10 protein-coding genes, 1 tRNA gene and 1 pseudogene are annotated in these 16,286 nt (G+C 41.9%); 6 read left to right on the forward strand and 6 right to left on the reverse strand.

The genetic code is table 11. The features are described from left to right. Positions 1–76: 76 nt before the first annotated feature. The 3 genes from H6G83_RS22550 to argF all read right to left on the reverse strand — a co-directional run bounded on the left by H6G83_RS22550 (position 77) and on the right by argF (position 3,713). Positions 77–1,552, reverse strand: coding sequence for a DNA phosphorothioation system restriction enzyme (locus H6G83_RS22550; RefSeq protein WP_190476208.1), 1,476 nt, complete (start codon positions 1,550–1,552; stop codon positions 77–79). 223 nt (positions 1,553–1,775) lie between these two features. Next, positions 1,776–2,381: a transcriptional repressor LexA gene (gene lexA, locus H6G83_RS22555; protein WP_190476209.1), complete on the reverse strand. Its 606-nt coding sequence runs from the start codon at positions 2,379–2,381 to the stop codon at positions 1,776–1,778. Between the two features lie 411 nt (positions 2,382–2,792). After that, positions 2,793–3,713 carry an ornithine carbamoyltransferase gene (gene argF, locus H6G83_RS22560; protein ID WP_190476210.1) on the reverse strand — a complete coding sequence of 307 codons (921 nt, stop codon included), beginning with the start codon at positions 3,711–3,713 and terminating at the stop codon, positions 2,793–2,795. A gap of 269 nt (positions 3,714–3,982) precedes the next feature. On the opposite strand from argF, the gene H6G83_RS22565 reads away from it, so the two are divergent. From H6G83_RS22565 to H6G83_RS22580, 4 genes and pseudogenes are all read left to right on the forward strand, one after another. Next, positions 3,983–4,054 (forward strand) — tRNA-Thr (locus H6G83_RS22565). A 360-nt stretch (positions 4,055–4,414) separates the two neighbouring features. After that, positions 4,415–7,549 carry an HsdM family class I SAM-dependent methyltransferase gene (locus tag H6G83_RS22570; RefSeq protein ID WP_190476211.1) on the forward strand — a complete coding sequence of 1,045 codons (3,135 nt, stop codon included), beginning with the start codon at positions 4,415–4,417 and terminating at the stop codon, positions 7,547–7,549. Next, positions 7,549–8,187 (forward strand): hypothetical protein, encoded by a 639-nt coding sequence (locus H6G83_RS22575; RefSeq protein WP_190476212.1) that lies wholly within the window; start codon positions 7,549–7,551, stop codon positions 8,185–8,187. Before H6G83_RS22570 ends, H6G83_RS22575 begins: the two co-directional genes overlap by 1 nt. Positions 8,188–8,206: 19 nt before the next feature. Next, positions 8,207–8,465: pseudogene (locus H6G83_RS22580) on the forward strand (PAP/fibrillin family protein); the annotation flags it as partial. On the opposite strand, the gene H6G83_RS22585 reads toward H6G83_RS22580, so the two are convergent. Next, a complete protein-coding gene (locus tag H6G83_RS22585) occupies positions 8,453–8,752 on the reverse strand; it encodes a hypothetical protein (RefSeq protein WP_190476213.1) in 300 nt (99 codons plus the stop codon). The pseudogene H6G83_RS22580 and the gene H6G83_RS22585 sit on opposite strands and share 13 nt — an antisense overlap. Positions 8,753–9,148: 396 nt before the next feature. Between H6G83_RS22585 and H6G83_RS22590 the strand changes: the two genes are divergently transcribed. After that, complete coding sequence (locus tag H6G83_RS22590; protein WP_190476214.1) at positions 9,149–9,463, forward strand: threonine dehydratase; 315 nt, start codon at positions 9,149–9,151, stop codon at positions 9,461–9,463. Between the two features lie 146 nt (positions 9,464–9,609). Here H6G83_RS22590 and H6G83_RS22595 read toward each other — a convergent pair whose 3' ends face one another. Continuing rightward, positions 9,610–10,245, reverse strand: coding sequence for a Uma2 family endonuclease (locus H6G83_RS22595; protein WP_190476215.1), 636 nt, complete (start codon positions 10,243–10,245; stop codon positions 9,610–9,612). Between the two features lie 106 nt (positions 10,246–10,351). On the opposite strand from H6G83_RS22595, the gene H6G83_RS22600 reads away from it, so the two are divergent. Further along, positions 10,352–11,296 (forward strand): class I SAM-dependent methyltransferase, encoded by a 945-nt coding sequence (locus H6G83_RS22600; RefSeq protein ID WP_190476216.1) that lies wholly within the window; start codon positions 10,352–10,354, stop codon positions 11,294–11,296. 499 nt (positions 11,297–11,795) lie between these two features. Here H6G83_RS22600 and H6G83_RS22605 read toward each other — a convergent pair whose 3' ends face one another. After that, on the reverse strand, positions 11,796–16,265 hold the full coding sequence (locus H6G83_RS22605) for an ATP-binding protein (RefSeq protein ID WP_190476217.1): 4,470 nt from the start codon (positions 16,263–16,265) through the stop codon (positions 11,796–11,798). Between the last annotated feature and the right edge of the window lie 21 nt (positions 16,266–16,286).

Here is a 16,286-nt window from a genome sequence, read left to right on the forward strand (position 1 = left end):
CAGCAGACCTAACCCCCCAGCCCCCTTCCCTTGAAACTTTCGTCAAGAGTCCCCTATCACCTGTACCCTGCTATAACTAAACATCCAATAGTCCATATCGCTTTTGTAAATCGAGTAACTTAATTCTGGCTTCACCCGCATTATCAGCTAAATCAGCAAATTCTACAAAGCGACGCAATTCTTTTCTTAATAGATTGCGTTCAACTTCTATTGTTTCTCTATCCAAATCTGGCGGTAAAACTATCATATCGTAAATAGTTGCTCTTTCCTTATTTGGATGAGGACGTAAAACTCTACCCCGTCGCTGAATAAACTGCCGAGGATTACCAGAACTTGATAAAATTACTGCGGTTTGAATTGCGGGAATATCTACACCTTCATCTAAACAACGAATTGCGACTAAACCTTGTAATTCTCCACTCTCAAATTGACGACGTAAAATTTCTCTTTCTTCTAATGATGTTTGGGCTGTGTAGGTACTTACTTTATATCCTAATTGTCCACCTAAAATTTTCGCCACAGCTTTGAGTTGATGCAGTGATGAGCGTTGTCCTATTTCCGGTGAACCATCACTACAATAAAATAATGTGTGAGTAGTGTCGCGGCGAGTTGCCATTAACTGACGTAAGGCTTTGAGTTTATTTTCTGCTGCGCCAATTAATCTGGCACGTTGCATTAGTAATGGTTTTAAATCTTCGTTATCTTCAAAGTTTGGTGATTCCCCAGTGTTGCGTTCTTTATATAGTAGCGCTCGCCCAATTCTTTTAGTTAACTTCAAATAAGCAATACTCTCAACCTCCGTCAATTCTACCAGAATGGGATAATACAAATAATGTACCAAAGCACCTTGAGCGATCGCATCCCTCAAAGTAAACTCTGGTTGCAACACTGGGCCGAAATAATCAAATAAAGATTGTGTCCCATCATCATCAAAATATCTTTCCGGTGTAGCAGATAAAGCCAGCCTTAAACCTACCCGCCGAGGCAAACTTTCCTCTAACTTGGGTGCGCCTAAATTATGGGCTTCATCCCCAACAATGAAAGTTTTGGCAGGAAAATACTTGAGTTGCGATTGCAAACCATCACCAATTAATGTGGAATTGGTAGTAATTACAGTCATAAAGCTTTGAGAACCAGAACGCAGATTGTAAATTTGGGTAGAAAGTTGACTTTGCCAACTGCGGAGATTCTCAAAGGCTAATATAGGTTGCAAATTAAACTTCTCGCATTCTCGCGCCCATTGTGCCACCAGATGACGATAGGGACACACAACCAACAGCACCTGCAAGCCAATCTGCTGGTATAATTCACAAGCGATCGCCAGTGCAGTAATAGTCTTACCGCTACCAGTCGCCATTTTTAGCGTTCCTCGGCCATTGTGAGCAAACCAGTTAGTCATAGCTTGACGCTGATACTGTCGCAACTGCACAGATAGCGGCATTCTAGGACACCCTGGTAATGGCTGAGTCTGATAACTACCCCGACTTTCCCTCACAAATGGTAATTTGAGCCGAAAAGCAGGATGCTGCACTGGTTCTTGCTTCAGGTACATAGGTTAGGTATTGGGTATTGGGTATTGGGTATTGGGTATTGGGTATTGGGTATTGGGTATTGGGTATTGGGAAAGGGAAAAGGGAAAAGGGGAAAGGGGAAAGGGGAAGGGGGAAGGGGAAAAGACTATCTCCTCTGCTCCCCTGCTCCCCTGCTCCTCTGCTCCCCTGCTCCTCTGCTCCTCTGCTCCCCTGCTCCTCTGCTTTCTCTCAGTCCCCAGTCCCTTACATATAACCCCGCCAAACACCGACGAGAGAACCCTGTACTTGTACCTGCATGGCTGCAACTTCAATCGGGTTATATTTGGGGTTAGCGGGTTTGAGAGTGACGCGATCGCCACTTCTGTAAAAACGTTTTAATGTAGTACCGTGACCGTCAACTCTGGCGGCGACAATCGTGCCGTTTTTTAACTGATCTGGTTCGGGAACTGGACGTAAAAATACCAAATCTCCATCGGTAATTAAATCTTCAATCATGCTGTCGCCAGTTACCCGTAAAGCATAAGTTTGTGCTGGTAAAGTAAAGTTAGAAAAGTCGATATGATCAACAGCATCAGTAAATGGTTCAATTAAACCACCAGCTGCGATCGTTCCTAACACTGGCACACCTTGCTTAATAGGTCGTAAAATGCGAATAGTTCGCGCTTTACCCTCAGTCCATTCAATGTACCCTTTGGTACGTAAATGTTCTAAACGGCTTTGAATGGGTGCAGGTGATTTTAAATTCATCGCCTGCATCATTTGACGAATCGAAGGTGAATGCTGGTGAATGCGAATATATTCTGCCAGCCATTCATAAAGTTCTTGTTGAGCTTCTGTTAGGCGTTCCATAAAATAATAGGGCGGTTAATTATAAATGTCCCTAGAACATTAGTACTACAAAAAACCTTTAATAACAAGATAAAAATAAAAATCTCAAAGGCAAAAGAAAGACAATTTACATTTATTTTGCCTCTTTATTTTTGAATTTTATAGCAGTGCAGGGGAAAGAGAACAGGTGACAGGTGAGTCCAGTCCTGTAGGCGGGTTTCCCGCAGTAGGGAACTGGCGAACCCGGAGGGGGACAGGTTTAAAAGCTACTTGCTATCAAGATTCTATGCTTTATTTATTTCCTAAGCTATGGGGCGATGGCGTTCCGCCCAGCGTAGCTGATCGCCATACCAGATAGATTAGTTCATAAAAAGGGTAAAAGCTTCTTCCTTTCCCCTTTCCCCTTTCCCCTTTCCCCTTTCCCCCAGTTCCTTACTCTGCCCCTAAGATACTAGCTAGCAAAGCTTTTTGCACGTGCATCCGATTTTCAGCTTGTTGCCAAACTCGTGATTGAGAACCTTCGATGACTTCTTCGGTAATTTCTTCACCACGATGGGCTGGTAAGCAGTGTAAAACAATTGCTTGTGGATCAGCAAGACTCAATAACTGTTCCGAGATTTGATATGGTTGGAAAATAGGGAAGCGATCGCTTGCCTCTGCCTCTTGCCCCATACTCGCCCAAACATCAGTGTAGAGTACAGATGCGCCTTTAGTTGCTAATTCTGGGTCATGAGTTAGCAAAATTTCCGCTTTCCCATCAGCTATCGCTTGTGCTTGGGCGACAACTTGAGGATCTGGTTCATATCCAACAGGTGTGGCAATTCTCACATTCATGCCCGCCAACGCACAACCCAGCATGAGAGAATTAGCGACATTATTACCATCACCAACATAGGTCAAAGTTAAGCCAGAAATTGTCCCAAAACATTCTTGTACTGTGAGTAAATCTGCTAATATCTGGCAAGGATGTTCTAAATCCGTCAGGGCATTAATCACAGGAATTTTCGCATAATCAGCAAAAGTTGCTAACTCCTGCTGTTCAAAAGTGCGAATTGCCAAAATATCCAAATATCGATCTAACACTCTTGCGGTATCTTGTACTGGTTCTCCCCGACTAACTTGAGTGACATTGGGATTGAGATCAATTACTTGTCCACCCAGTTGGTACATAGCCACAGTAAAACTAACTCTTGTACGAGTTGAGGCTTTAGAAAATAACAAGCCCAACACTTTATTACACCGCAACTTCAACTGTTGTGATTTCAATTGGGTTGCCAATTGCAGGAGTTCTTGAAGTTCTGTAGGAGTTAAGTCTGCCAGACTTAACAAATCTCGTCCTAACAATGCTGCCATGCTTGTGTTTTGTTAAAGAATAATTATAAATCTCTGTTCCTTTGCCCAGTCAAGTCAAACTAAACACTGTTGGTAAGAAATTTCCTAATTCGCCTTTGGGGATTATCTGGGAAATGAGAAGGTTTCCAAGCTTCATCCACCTCAAACGTAACTTGACTAGAGCCAACCTTCATCTACTGGCTGAAATTAATATGCACTAGGGGTAGACAAATAAATTAGTTGTGCTAAAATAATAAATCGGTGAGTGCGTTAGAGCAAATACCAAAAATGCCAGCATAGCACAGTGGTAGTGCATCCGACTTGTAATCGGAAGGTCGTCGGTTCAAATCCGACTGCTGGCTTTAATATAAAATGAACAGTTCCTAAAGCAGGATGTGTACTGATAAATATATGGCTGTTTTCTTCTAGAGTTTTGGTTAGATAATTGGAGAATTGGAGCAAAAATACCTGGTTGTTTTAAATGTATACAAAAATACATTTTAAGGTGATAGATTTTTTTTGAGATTTATTCTATATTGTTTTTGTAGTACATATGAACCATAAAACTCTACTCAACACCATTAGAACGTTGTTGATCAATTTTCTACATATAAAAAATAAATAAGTACAGTTTCCCATTATAAAATAATAGCCTTACTCCTAAATGAATGGAGGTAGTTAACGATAGACTCTTAGGCTTCCCTGAGTAGGAAGACAAAATTATGAATAAATCACCTATTTTAGATTGGAGAGAACAACTTGGACTTAGCGACAGACGACCCCCGAATTTCTTTTGTAGCCTTGAAGAAATCTACGCAGGTGATCAGCCTCCTTCACAGACACACGCCATGCGTAGAGCATGGAAAGATTTAGAACTTGACGGAATTTTATGTATCAATAATGCACCCTACATTTATTTTAAAGAAGTTTCTGGTAGAAATTATGACCAGATGCGTGAATTACATCGCCAGATTTGGAACCAGGGTATTGCCCCTTTACTTGTAGTCGTTAGTCCTACTGAAATTCAAGTTTATTCTGGACTTGCACTTCCTGCCAAAGATGAACAAGGTGTTGACCAACAAGACCGTCTTGTTCAAATATTAAGTCGCGTATCTGATGAAATTGAACTCAGACAATTTATTAGATCAGTAGAACTTGGCGAGTTATTTAGAAAAAAACAAAAATCTTTTAACCCAGATAGGCGTGTTGATCGCTGCCTACTCAGAAATATTCAGGCTGCACGTCATAGTTTATTGGAAGAAGAAACTGATCATGCTCTAGATATTAGAACCGTCAATGCTTTGCTATGGCGCACAATCTTTACCTGTTATCTAGTTGATAGAAAAATTATTAATCATTCTTATTTTAACAAGATAGGTGCAAGAGATTGTCACAGACTAATTGACCTTTTGGAAAGAAACGAACCTGATGAAGCCAAGCAACTTTTATATGCTTTATTTCAACAACTTAAACATGACTTCAATGGTGACTTGTTTGATGTTGATCTTCAATCCGAAAATAAACTCATTAAAGTTAGACATATTAATATTTTAAAGAATTTTCTTCGTGGTGATGATATAAGTAGTGGTCAAATTTCGCTGGGGTTTTGGGCTTATGATTTTAGTATTATACCAATTGAAACTATAAGTAGTATTTATGAACATTTTCTTGACACACAGGAAAAGCGAGAAAGTGGCATATACTACACACCAAGATTTTTAGTTGAAATAGTTCTTGATACAGCATTAGATAGATGGACTTCCTTATTAGAAAAACGTTTTCTTGACCCAGCTTGCGGTTCAGGTATATTTCTAGTAGCGATTTTTAACCGATTAGCTGAAGAATGGCGTATCAAGCACAGAAGTGTTAGCAATAACAATGATGAACTTGCAGCAGCCTTAATTAATATTCTCCAGAAAAATCTTTTTGGCATAGATGCAGATTCTAGTGAAACGGCTTGTCGTATTGCAGCATTTAGTTTATATCTTGCTTTTTTAGACCAGCTTGATCCTAGAGATATTCAGAAACTTCAACAAAAGGGAAACGCCCTTCCAAAATTAGTAGGTCATAACCTTATTTGCAAAGATTTTTTTGAGCGAAATTTGCCTATATCTGGGAATGAATTTGATTTGATAGTAGGTAATCCACCCTGGGCAAAAGTGACAGGAAAACAAAAAAGTTTTATGGAGAAGTGGTGCGAGGAAGAAAAGTATACAATTGCTCAAAGACAGTTGGCTTGTGGGTTTGTGTGGAAGGCTCCGCAACACTTACGGGATGAAGGACGCATTTGCTTTTTACTTCCAGCAGGAGTTTTATTTAACCACCAAGATAAAGCAATAGACTTTCAAAATGAGTGGTTATCAACATATACTCTTGAGAAAGTAATTAACCTATCCGATATGAGATTTTACCTGTTTGACGGTGCTGACCGTCCTACACTCATCGTCAGGTATCGGAAGGAAAAACCTGATAGAAAAACTAGCACCATAGACTATGTAGTTCCTAAAACTGAGTTAGAAACAATTAGGGCAGAAATTCTATCTATCTCACCAGAAGATCAAATCAAAGTAAGACTTAGAGAAGTCTTATATGACCTCAATAAAAAAGAGACTGCACTAATTTGGAAACAATCCTTTTGGGGAACCCCTAGAGATATAAAATTTTTAGAAAGATTGTCTGACTTACCATCACTAAATGTTTTAATAGATACTTTAAAAAAAGCGGAAAGCAAGAGAGAAAAGCAATGGTTAATGAGTCGAGGTTTTGAACCTGAAGGAGCTAAGGATAATCCCAATAAAGTTATATTATCCGAATGGACTCCAAAAACATTATTTTTGGATGGAAAAAGTAAAAATATTGATTTAATTGTTTACGAATCTGATTGTACTTTTGTGGGCAATCGTTTTAAAAGGCTTCGGAGATTGCCACATCAAGATATATTTACCGCTCCACTTGTAATTGTAAGTAAAAGCTTGAAAGTAGCTTTTGCGGACTTTGATGTTGTTTTCCAAGATGCACTTCGAGGTATTCATGGTAAGCCAGAAGATACCGAAGTTCTTATGTTTTTAGCTGTTGTTTTAAACTCTGTTTTAGCAAAGTATTTCTTATTCCATACAGCATCTACTTGGGGTATTGAGCGTGGTGATATACGTGTTTCAGAACTACTTAGATTTCCATTTTTATTGCCAGAAATGACTCACGATCCTTCTAGAGCAAAAGAAATCATTCAGCAAGTAGTAGAAAAAATTAAAAATCTTAAAAAGCAGATTAATGAAAATTTTTTGTTGAATCGTCAGCAGGCGGTACAGAATGAGAAGGACGAATTACTTAAATATGTATATGAATATTATGATATTGATGAATATGAACAAATATTAATAAATGACACTATAAATATTTCCATACCAAGTATTCAACCAAATCGAAAGACTTGGCCTATTCCTACACTGGTTATAAGTAAACCTCAAGAACGCAAAGAATATCTAAAGCTTTTATGTGATGTACTTAATACTTGGGCGCGTAAAAGTCAGTATACTATAATTGGCAACGTTATAAGTTCTCCTAAGATGGGTGCAGCAATAATTGTTTTAGAAAGAAAAATTAATGTAGAGCAAAACTGGGTAGATATTGAGCAAGAGTCAACACAGGAATTAGATATTATTCTCAGGAGAATTATTAATCTTTTACCAGATCAGCAAGGAAGCATTAGTTTTTTGCGAAATCTCAAAGTTTTCGAGCAAGACAAGCTGTATATTTTTAAACCGTTAGCTCGTCGCTTCTGGACTAAGACTTCTGCCTTGAATGATGCAGACGAGATAGCTGCAGCAATCCTCAGTAGCAACTATAAGGAAAGCTGATGGCAATAGTAGGTAATACTAGTCTTTGGGCAGATACTTTTCCTGACTATCTTATTCCAGATATTTTAGATTTGGTATTGTCTGCATGGGAAGTTTTTAGTAAACCTAAAATTGATGACCATGAAGTACCCATAACTAAGCGTTTTAGAGCTATTCTGAGACAGCAAAGAGATTTGGTAAGATTACCTGTCATAATTGACCGTGAAATTCCAGAGGATGACTTAGCAACTGGAACCGAAAAAGGACGGATTGATTTGCGATTTATCTCAATTGAAAGATGCCGTGAAGACGTTTATTTTTCTTTTGAATGCAAACGACTTAATGTAATTTCAAAAGATGGAATACGCCAATCTCTAGCCAAAGATTATGTAGTAGATGGAATGATGAGATATATTACATCACAATATGCTTCTAGGCTTCTCTGCGGAGGGATGATCGGTTACATTATGAATAGCGATTCAAAAACTGCCATCAAAGCAGTAGATAGCCAAGTGAAAACTCAGTGTAAAGAACTGCGAATTAGTCCACCAAGCGGTTTATGCCAATCTTCTATCAAAGAAAATCACCCACACATAAAAGAAACCGCACACATACTCTCTCGCCAGTTTGTCATCCATCATGTGTTTCTGCCACTATGAATTAACGATGCTATCAAAAATGCTATCGGGATTTGTGAAGGTGACAGCTAGTTTTCAGCCAGCCACAGAGCATTCATCGCCTGTACTCAACAAACGCTACCTAATCTATTGGAAAAAATATTGGCATTGATACGCCCCAACTTAATCCATTTAAGGTTGTGTCGGCTAAAAGTCCTCAAGGTAGAGCCACCCTTGATATTACTTACCTAGACCACACCTTGAGAATTGGGCGTGGGGGCGATCGCAGTTTGTCAGTACCGATGAATTACAATAGTTGACGTAGTTGTTCTACAATATGCTCTTCGAGTTCTTGTTTTTCTCGGTTACTTGCAGAACGTTGGTAATTTTTCCCTGTTTGTTGGATAAATTTACGTTTCTCAGCTTGGGAGGCTTTGCCAGAAAAATTCTTCTGTAGTTCTTCCCATGTTTGCAGCGCTACAGCTTCACCAAGCTGGACAAGTGCCGCAGGCAATAACTTTTTGGCTTCAAGGCGAACATCTTCCTCAGTTTCCAAGGAGGATAAGTCTACATGGCTAAAATCCAGATCAATGGGAAATTTACTCATTTAACTCAACTGTTAGAAATGACTATTGGCTCTTTTCTTGTGGAACGTTACTCAATTAAACCCTATTAAAGAGAATATTGGTTGATTTATCAATCTCTGCGGTTAATTTGCAGTCAACAAGAGCAAGTATTCTCAGAGGATGTTTGGAAAGTCGAAAAGTATACTAATGACCCCTCTCCAAACCTCTCCCCTAAAAGGAGAGAGGCTTTAAAACCCCCATTCCCTTGTAGGGAAGGGGGGCAGGGGGGTTAGGTCTTTAAAATTTTGATGTCAGCAATAATACTTTTCAAACATCCTCTCATTTACCATAGGTGTTGACTAAATAATTTTTACACAACCACACATCGTCAGGCGATTACGTCACAATAGGAATAGGCAATCATAGAGGGTTTTGCTATGTTTCGTCTGACTCAAATTCTGCGGAACTTATTCATTCGCCTGGAAGGTCTGTTTAGCGTTTTATTCAAAGGTTTGTTTAGTTTTGTCAGCAATATTTTGAGATTTTTCGCTGGTTTGTTTGGATTTACTCAGTCTGAGTATTTCTTAGAAACAGATGAGGCGCAAACCATGAAAAAAGCTTCGCCTCCAGAGCCTGCTGCTAATGTTCATAATGCTACTCCTGAAACTTTTGTCACTCCCCGCCGCCGTCCTAATTCTAAAAAAATAGACGACTATTACATTAATATGGCTCGTGAAGTGAACAAAAACTAAAGGTTTGTTGACAGTTGACAGTTGACTGCTAACTGTCAACAGCCTATATAAAATGATGTACAACAATAGATGTTCAAGATAATACTTCCACTTCCAGTTCAGGGTACTATCTTTGACTGCAACTCAGTATAACGAGCGAGAACAAGTCATCGACCAGCAGCAAATATTTGTGCGGCAGTTAGATTGAGATTGGGAAAAGTTGGAGAGATAATTTTTTGTTTTCCCCGAAACTGATTTCCTTGATAAACACCATCGACTAACTGATAAATGGTCATCACAGGTTCTTTAGATGAACCTATATAACGTTTACCTCCCAGTCCTAAGTAATCTGCAATCCAATATTCTCCAATTCCTAATGCTTCTCTTCGAGACGCTACGCGAACATAATCTTCTACTTTACGGGCATAGTCATTTTGCCAATTCGTACTCACAACTTCAACTACTAATTTGACAGAGTTACCCAATGTAATTACTGGCTCAGTTTGCCATAATGGTTCATTTGTCAAAGCTGTCTGATCAATAATTACAACATCGGGTCTAAAAGCAGAATTTAAACCTAATGGTTTAATCAGACATTTCATGGGAATAAACCAGGGCAAATCAAGTAGCTCAATTGCTACATTCAGCTTACGGTTAATTAGTCCAGCTACCTGTTCATGAAGTCCAGTAGGTTCCAAGTCAATGAGTTCTCCATCAATTAATTCGTAGCGTACATCGTCCAGATACCCAGCAACAAATGTCTCAAAGCTAATAGAACCCGTATTAGTAGTAGCTGATATCATAAAATTTATGGTTTTCTAGAGAATGAGCAAAAACTTTTCTCACCCAACATCTACAACAAATCTACAATAAAGGTATTGCAGTTATCGCCTCATTACACTCAAACGGATGAACAACAAGAGCAAGCCAGACTGGGCTGGTGAAAGTTTACTCTCCAATTTCGTGAATTTGTTAATTCAAACTAAACCCATTTACGGGGTGATGAAGCAACAAGCGAGAAAAGTTCTGATTAACACGGCTGAGAAAAACGGTATTCCCTGGCGTAAGAACTATGAAGCACTCCAAGCATCACCTGCAAAAAAAATGCTGGGGGCTGTAACTAATCCTCATGTTATCTATCCTGATTATTATAGAGTACCGTTTCATGCTTACTCGGAAGGTAACTTGTGCTGGGATGCGGCTTTTGAAACTGAGTCGGCTACCTATGCGATGGCGTTACGGGTATGGCCGCAAGAAAATCTTACTTGGGAAGCTGCCCATGCTAGGTTAAGAGGTACTTTTCATGATGCTTTAGGGACTTATGGCCCCAAGCAAGTCAGGGATATTTTAGATATTGGCTGTTCTGTTGGGATTTCTACCTTGGCGTTACATCGTTATTATCAACGCCGGGAAAGATATCCAGTCCGTACTGTAGGTTTAGATTTGTCGCCTTATATGCTGGCTGTGGCCAGGACTAGGGATGTTAATAGTGAAATAGCTGAGTGGATTCATGCTAGAGCAGAACATACTGGTTTACCAGCTCAATCTTTTGATTTGGTGACTCTGCAATTTGTTACCCATGAACTACCAAGTTACGTTAGCAAGGAAATTTTTGCAGAAGCTAAGAGATTATTACGTCCCGGTGGTTATATTGCCATAGTTGATAATAACCCGCGATCGCCTGTCATCCAAAATCTGCCCCCCGTCCTCTACACTCTCATGAAAAGCACTGAGCCTTGGAGTGATGAATACTACAGTTTTGATATTGAGTCCGCCCTACAAGAAGTAGGCTTCGCGCCACCTATCACAGTCCCCAGCGACCCCCGGCATCGGACAATTATTGCTGAGTGCTGAGGTCAGTTATCAGTTATCAGTTATCAGTTATCAGTTATCAGTTATCAGTTATCAGTTAACATCACCTGATAACTGATTAAGTCTCTAATCCATAGTTCACAGAAAGGGTCAAGGCTTTTCTCTTTCCCTTTCCTTCCCCTTTCCTAAGTATAAATTTACTTCTCAAGGTTTACTCGGTAGTGGTTCTAAACCATTAGCTATTAGCTATTACCAATTACCGACGAAAACAACCATATTATTAAGTAGGGCTTGCTGAACTTGGTATTATAGCGTTTCCCAATCTACTGAGGTACTAAGTAAAAATCCTCTGCGTTTTCCTCTGCGCCCCTCTGCGTTTAAACAGAATAACTCTGTACCTCACTTGCTTAGGAATTGCTATATAGGTAATTATCCGAACTATTACTGACGATATGGTTGGTTTAGTTGGTAATAGGTAATTGTTTTCTCCGATTACCAATTACCTATTACCTATTACCAACCCTGACGATATGATAAGTGTTTAAGCGGACATGATATTAAAGATGGCCTTAACTAAATTTTCTGGGTCTACTGGCTTAGAAATGTGCTTTTGAAAACCTGCTTGGAGAGCTTGCTTTTCGTCTATTTCTCCGGCGTAGGCGGTGAGGGCGATCGCTTTTATCAATCCGCCTTTGTTTGCTGTCAAAGTCCTTACCTGTCGCATGAGCATATAGCCATCCATGTCTGGCATTCCGATGTCGCTTACCATCACATCGGGTAGGGATTTGCTGAATACTGTCAATGCTTCAAGTGCGGAACTGGCTGTGATTACACTTGCTCCTGCTTGTTCTAAGAGGAAAGCTACAAAGTCTCTTGTATCGGTGTCATCATCTACTACTAAAACTTGAACACCATGCAGCCCCAAGGAGGCTTCCAAAGATGGTGAATCTTGAGTGACATTCGGCTGAATTGGCATCAGTGGCAAGTTTAGGGTGAATGTAGCGCCCATACCTTCACCTTCACTTTCAGCCTGAATTGTACCACCATGTAGCTCGACTAAGTGACGGACGATCGCCAAACCTAAACCCAGTCCCCCAAACTTCCGCGTAGTGGCGCTATCAGCTTGACGGAAATAATCAAACACATAAGGTAGGAAATCGCTAGCAATGCCTTTACCTGTATCCCTAACGGTGATTTGTGCTTGATTGCCTACCTTTGCTAATCGTACCTCTACCAGTCCACCCGTAGATGTAAATTTAACAGCGTTAGAGAGTAAATTCCACATGACTTGCTGTAAGCGGGTTGAGTCGCCAGCAACTAGTCCTACTCCCTCCTCCAGGTTGACCTCTAGGCGAATAGAATTGGCTTCTGCTGCCAGTCGCACAGTTTCCAATGCCGCTTTAATCACCGATGCTGGATCAACTGGGCTGATAGTCAGCCTGATTTTACCCCGCAAAATCCGCGAGATATCTAACAGGTCTTCAATCAATTCTACTTGCAGCTTGGCGTTACGCTCAATAATTGTTACAGCTTGTTTGGCTTTGGCTGCGTCTAACTTGCCGCCTTGGAGTAACCTAGCCCAACCCAAAATCGGGTTGAGGGGCGATCGCAATTCGTGAGATAGCACTGCTAAAAATTCATCCTTAATGCGGTTAGCAGCTTCAGCTTCTTCCCTTAACCTTTCTGCTGCTGACCTTGCTTGCTGTTCGGCTTGGTATAACCGGGCATTTTCCACAGCCACAGAAGCCATTTGCGCTAACTGCACCAAAATTGCTTCATCTGCGGCGGTAAAATCCCCTTCATATTTGTCAGAAAGCTGAATTAAGCCGATGTTTTTGCCGTCTCGCCCCACCAAAGGAGCCGCCAGCCAGCCAAGCATGGGCGGATGGTTTTTTGCCTCTTTACCAAAACCTTGCCAACGTGGATGTGTTTCTAGTTCGGCTTGAGTCAACCTGATTGGGTGATTGATATGGCATACATAGCTATAGATGCCCGTCCCATCTGGCTTTTCATGGTAATTGCGCCATTGAGCATACTTATCGGATAAGTAGATGGCAGAAATCGCCTGCGCCCAGTTCTGGGCAATTGTCATACTAGTGACAGCTTGGTGAGAACCGATAATTAATGCTGCCTGATCTGTCATTACCTGCAACACTTGTTCTACAGAAAGGGCAGAATTAACTGCGAGTGCGGCTGTAGTTAATCCTTGCAATTGGTAGACGTAGTGGCGTTCACGGGCGAGTAGTTGTTCGCGTTCTAGTTCGGCTTGTTTGCGCTCGGTGATGTCAGCAGCAAAAACAGTCAACCCATCGGGCGAAGGATAAACCCGATGTTCATACCAACGATTCCAGGTGGCGTAGAAATACTCAAACTGGACTGGCGTTTGTTGATTAAATGCTTGGTGAAATTGAGTATAAATTTCCGTGTCAACGGTATCTGCAAATATCTCCCAAATGCTGTGATGGAGAATCTGCTCACGCTTCCTTCTAATGAGCTGGCACAAGCGATCGTTAGCATAAATATATCGCCAGTCGCGGTCAAGGACATAAAAGCCATCATTGATGCTGGACAAGATAGTTTCTACATTCTGCTTTGCTGTTTCTGCTTCTAGGCGCAATGTCTGCTCCTGCTCCATTGCATCTCGCCGCAGTTGGGACAACTTCAAAGTTGCCTCAACCCGCGCCAACAATTCACGAGCCGAAAACGGTTTAATTAGATAATCATCGGCTCCAGCTTCTAATCCTTCAACTTTGGCTTCTTCCCCAGCTCTTGCAGAAAGCAGAATAATCGGAATTTCACGAGTGCGATTGTGACTGCGTAAGGCTCCCAGTAGACCAAAGCCATCCAGACGGGGCATCATCACATCCGTCAGCACCAAATCCGGCAGTTGCTCACCTATTGCCTCTAGTGCTGCCATCCCATCAGTTGCCGTTTCTACCACATAATACCGACTCAACAATCGCTTCACATAATCCCGCATATCTGCGTTGTCATCAACTAGCAGAATCCGGGGTGAGGAAGGTGATAGATTATAGGGGACAGGTGAGACAGCGCTGTAGGAGGGTTTCCCTCCGTAGGCGACTGCGAACCCGGAGGGTGATAGGTAATCCTCACTGTTCCCCGTTCCCTGTACTCTATCCCCAGTCCCCAGCCCCATGAACCCTATACCCTCTTCCCTATCCCCTGTACCCTGTCCCCTGTAACCTTCCTCCGGCAACCAACGCAAGGCTTCCTCAATATAAGGAGCCGCACCCAAGGCGGTGGAAACCTGGGTTCTTGTTCCCTGAATTCTATCTGCTGGTAAATGGGATGTACCTGTGGGAATGGTGATGGTAAAGGTTGTACCTTGCCCTTCTATACTGGTAACTTGCACTTGACCACCATGTAAGCGTACCAACTCTTGAACTAAGGCCAGTCCAATACCGGAACCTTCTTGAGTTCTCCCCCGCGCTCCCTCGACGCGGTGAAAGCGCTCAAACAATTGGGGTAACTCTGCTTGGGGAATGCCGATTCCCGTATCGCTGACTGTTAATTCTACTTGCTGTTGTCCCTGTTTTAAGGTGACGGCGATCGCACCAGTAAAGGTAAATTTAAAGGCATTCGACAGCAGGTTAAGTACTATTTTTTCCCACATCTGGCGATCAACATACAAGGTTTCCGCCAGTGGTTCACAGTTGACAATATACTCTAACCCTGCTTGCTCCATCGCCGAGCGAAAAATGCTGGCTAACTCGGCAGTGAAGGCGGCTAAATCTGTGGGTTCATAAACTGCTTGCACCCTTCCGGCTTCAATGCGAGAAAAATCTAGTAAGGTATTGACCAACTTCAGCAAGCGTAAGCCGTTGCGGTGGATTAATGCTAGTTCTTGCCTTCGTTGGGTGGGTAAGTCATCTGCGGCTACTAAGTCTTCCAACGGACTCAGCATTAAAGTTAGGGGAGTGCGAAATTCATGGGAAACATTACTAAAAAAGGTGGTTTTGGCGCGGTCGAGTTCTGCTAAAGCTTCGGCGCGTTTGCGTTCTTCCTCATAAGCTTGTGCATTGCCAATACTGGCGGCAATTTGCGCCGATACTAAGTTCAGAAAATCTTCGTAATTCTCATCGAATAGGCGGAATGGGTTTAAAGCCGCCACTAATACCCCTGCTTTTCCCGTGCGTCCTGATGGTGCGATCGCCACTACAGCCACTTGATGGGGTGGTTGATCCCAGGCTCCTGTAGGCAAATCACCAAATGGTTGTAAATTAGATATGAGGTAGGGTTTATGGCTTGTCAACACCTCGCCAAAGTTCCATAGTGAATCCTCTTCCAAACCCACAGTTTCGGGAACTGCTAGATGTCCACGCTCAATTCCGCAGGTTCCCGCCAAGGTGACACATTGCTGCTGTGGATCAACCAAATAAATCATCGCAAACGGCAAGTCGTAGGGGTTGGTTGCCAGACAATTGCTGCTGAGAATGCAGGCTTCCTCAAATGTACGTGCGTCTGCTGTTTTGGCTGCCAGTTCCTTTAATAGTGCCAACTGTCTTTCGCCAATGATGCGGGGTGTATCTTCAGTGTTAGCGCAGATAATACCCCCGGTGCTACCATCATCATTTGGCACAGGGCTATAGGAGAAGGTGTAGTAAGTTTCCTCTGGGTAGCCGTTACGCTCCATGATTAGCAATAAGGCTTCATCGTAAGTACCCTGATTTTGGGAAAGTGCTGTGGCTGCACGGGGTTCCACTTGATCCCAAATTTCCCGCCAAACGATCGCCGCAGGCTGTCCTAGCGCCTCTGGATGCTTACCACCAAGAATCGCTCTATAGGCATCGTTATATAAATTGATTAACTCATCACCCCACCAAACAAACATAGCTTGACGAGATGTCAACATAATGCGTACAGCCGTTTTCAAGCTCTGTGACCAAGTTTCCACCGCACCCAGCGACGTTTGCGACCAATCGAGCGATCGCATTAGCGCCGCCATCTCACTATCGCCGATAAAGAGATTTTCACTAATTTGAGAGTTCATCTCTTGGATCACGGTAACAGT

Source organism: Anabaena azotica FACHB-119 (genome assembly GCF_014697625.1).
GTDB lineage: Bacteria > Cyanobacteriota > Cyanobacteriia > Cyanobacteriales > Nostocaceae > Trichormus > Trichormus azoticus_A.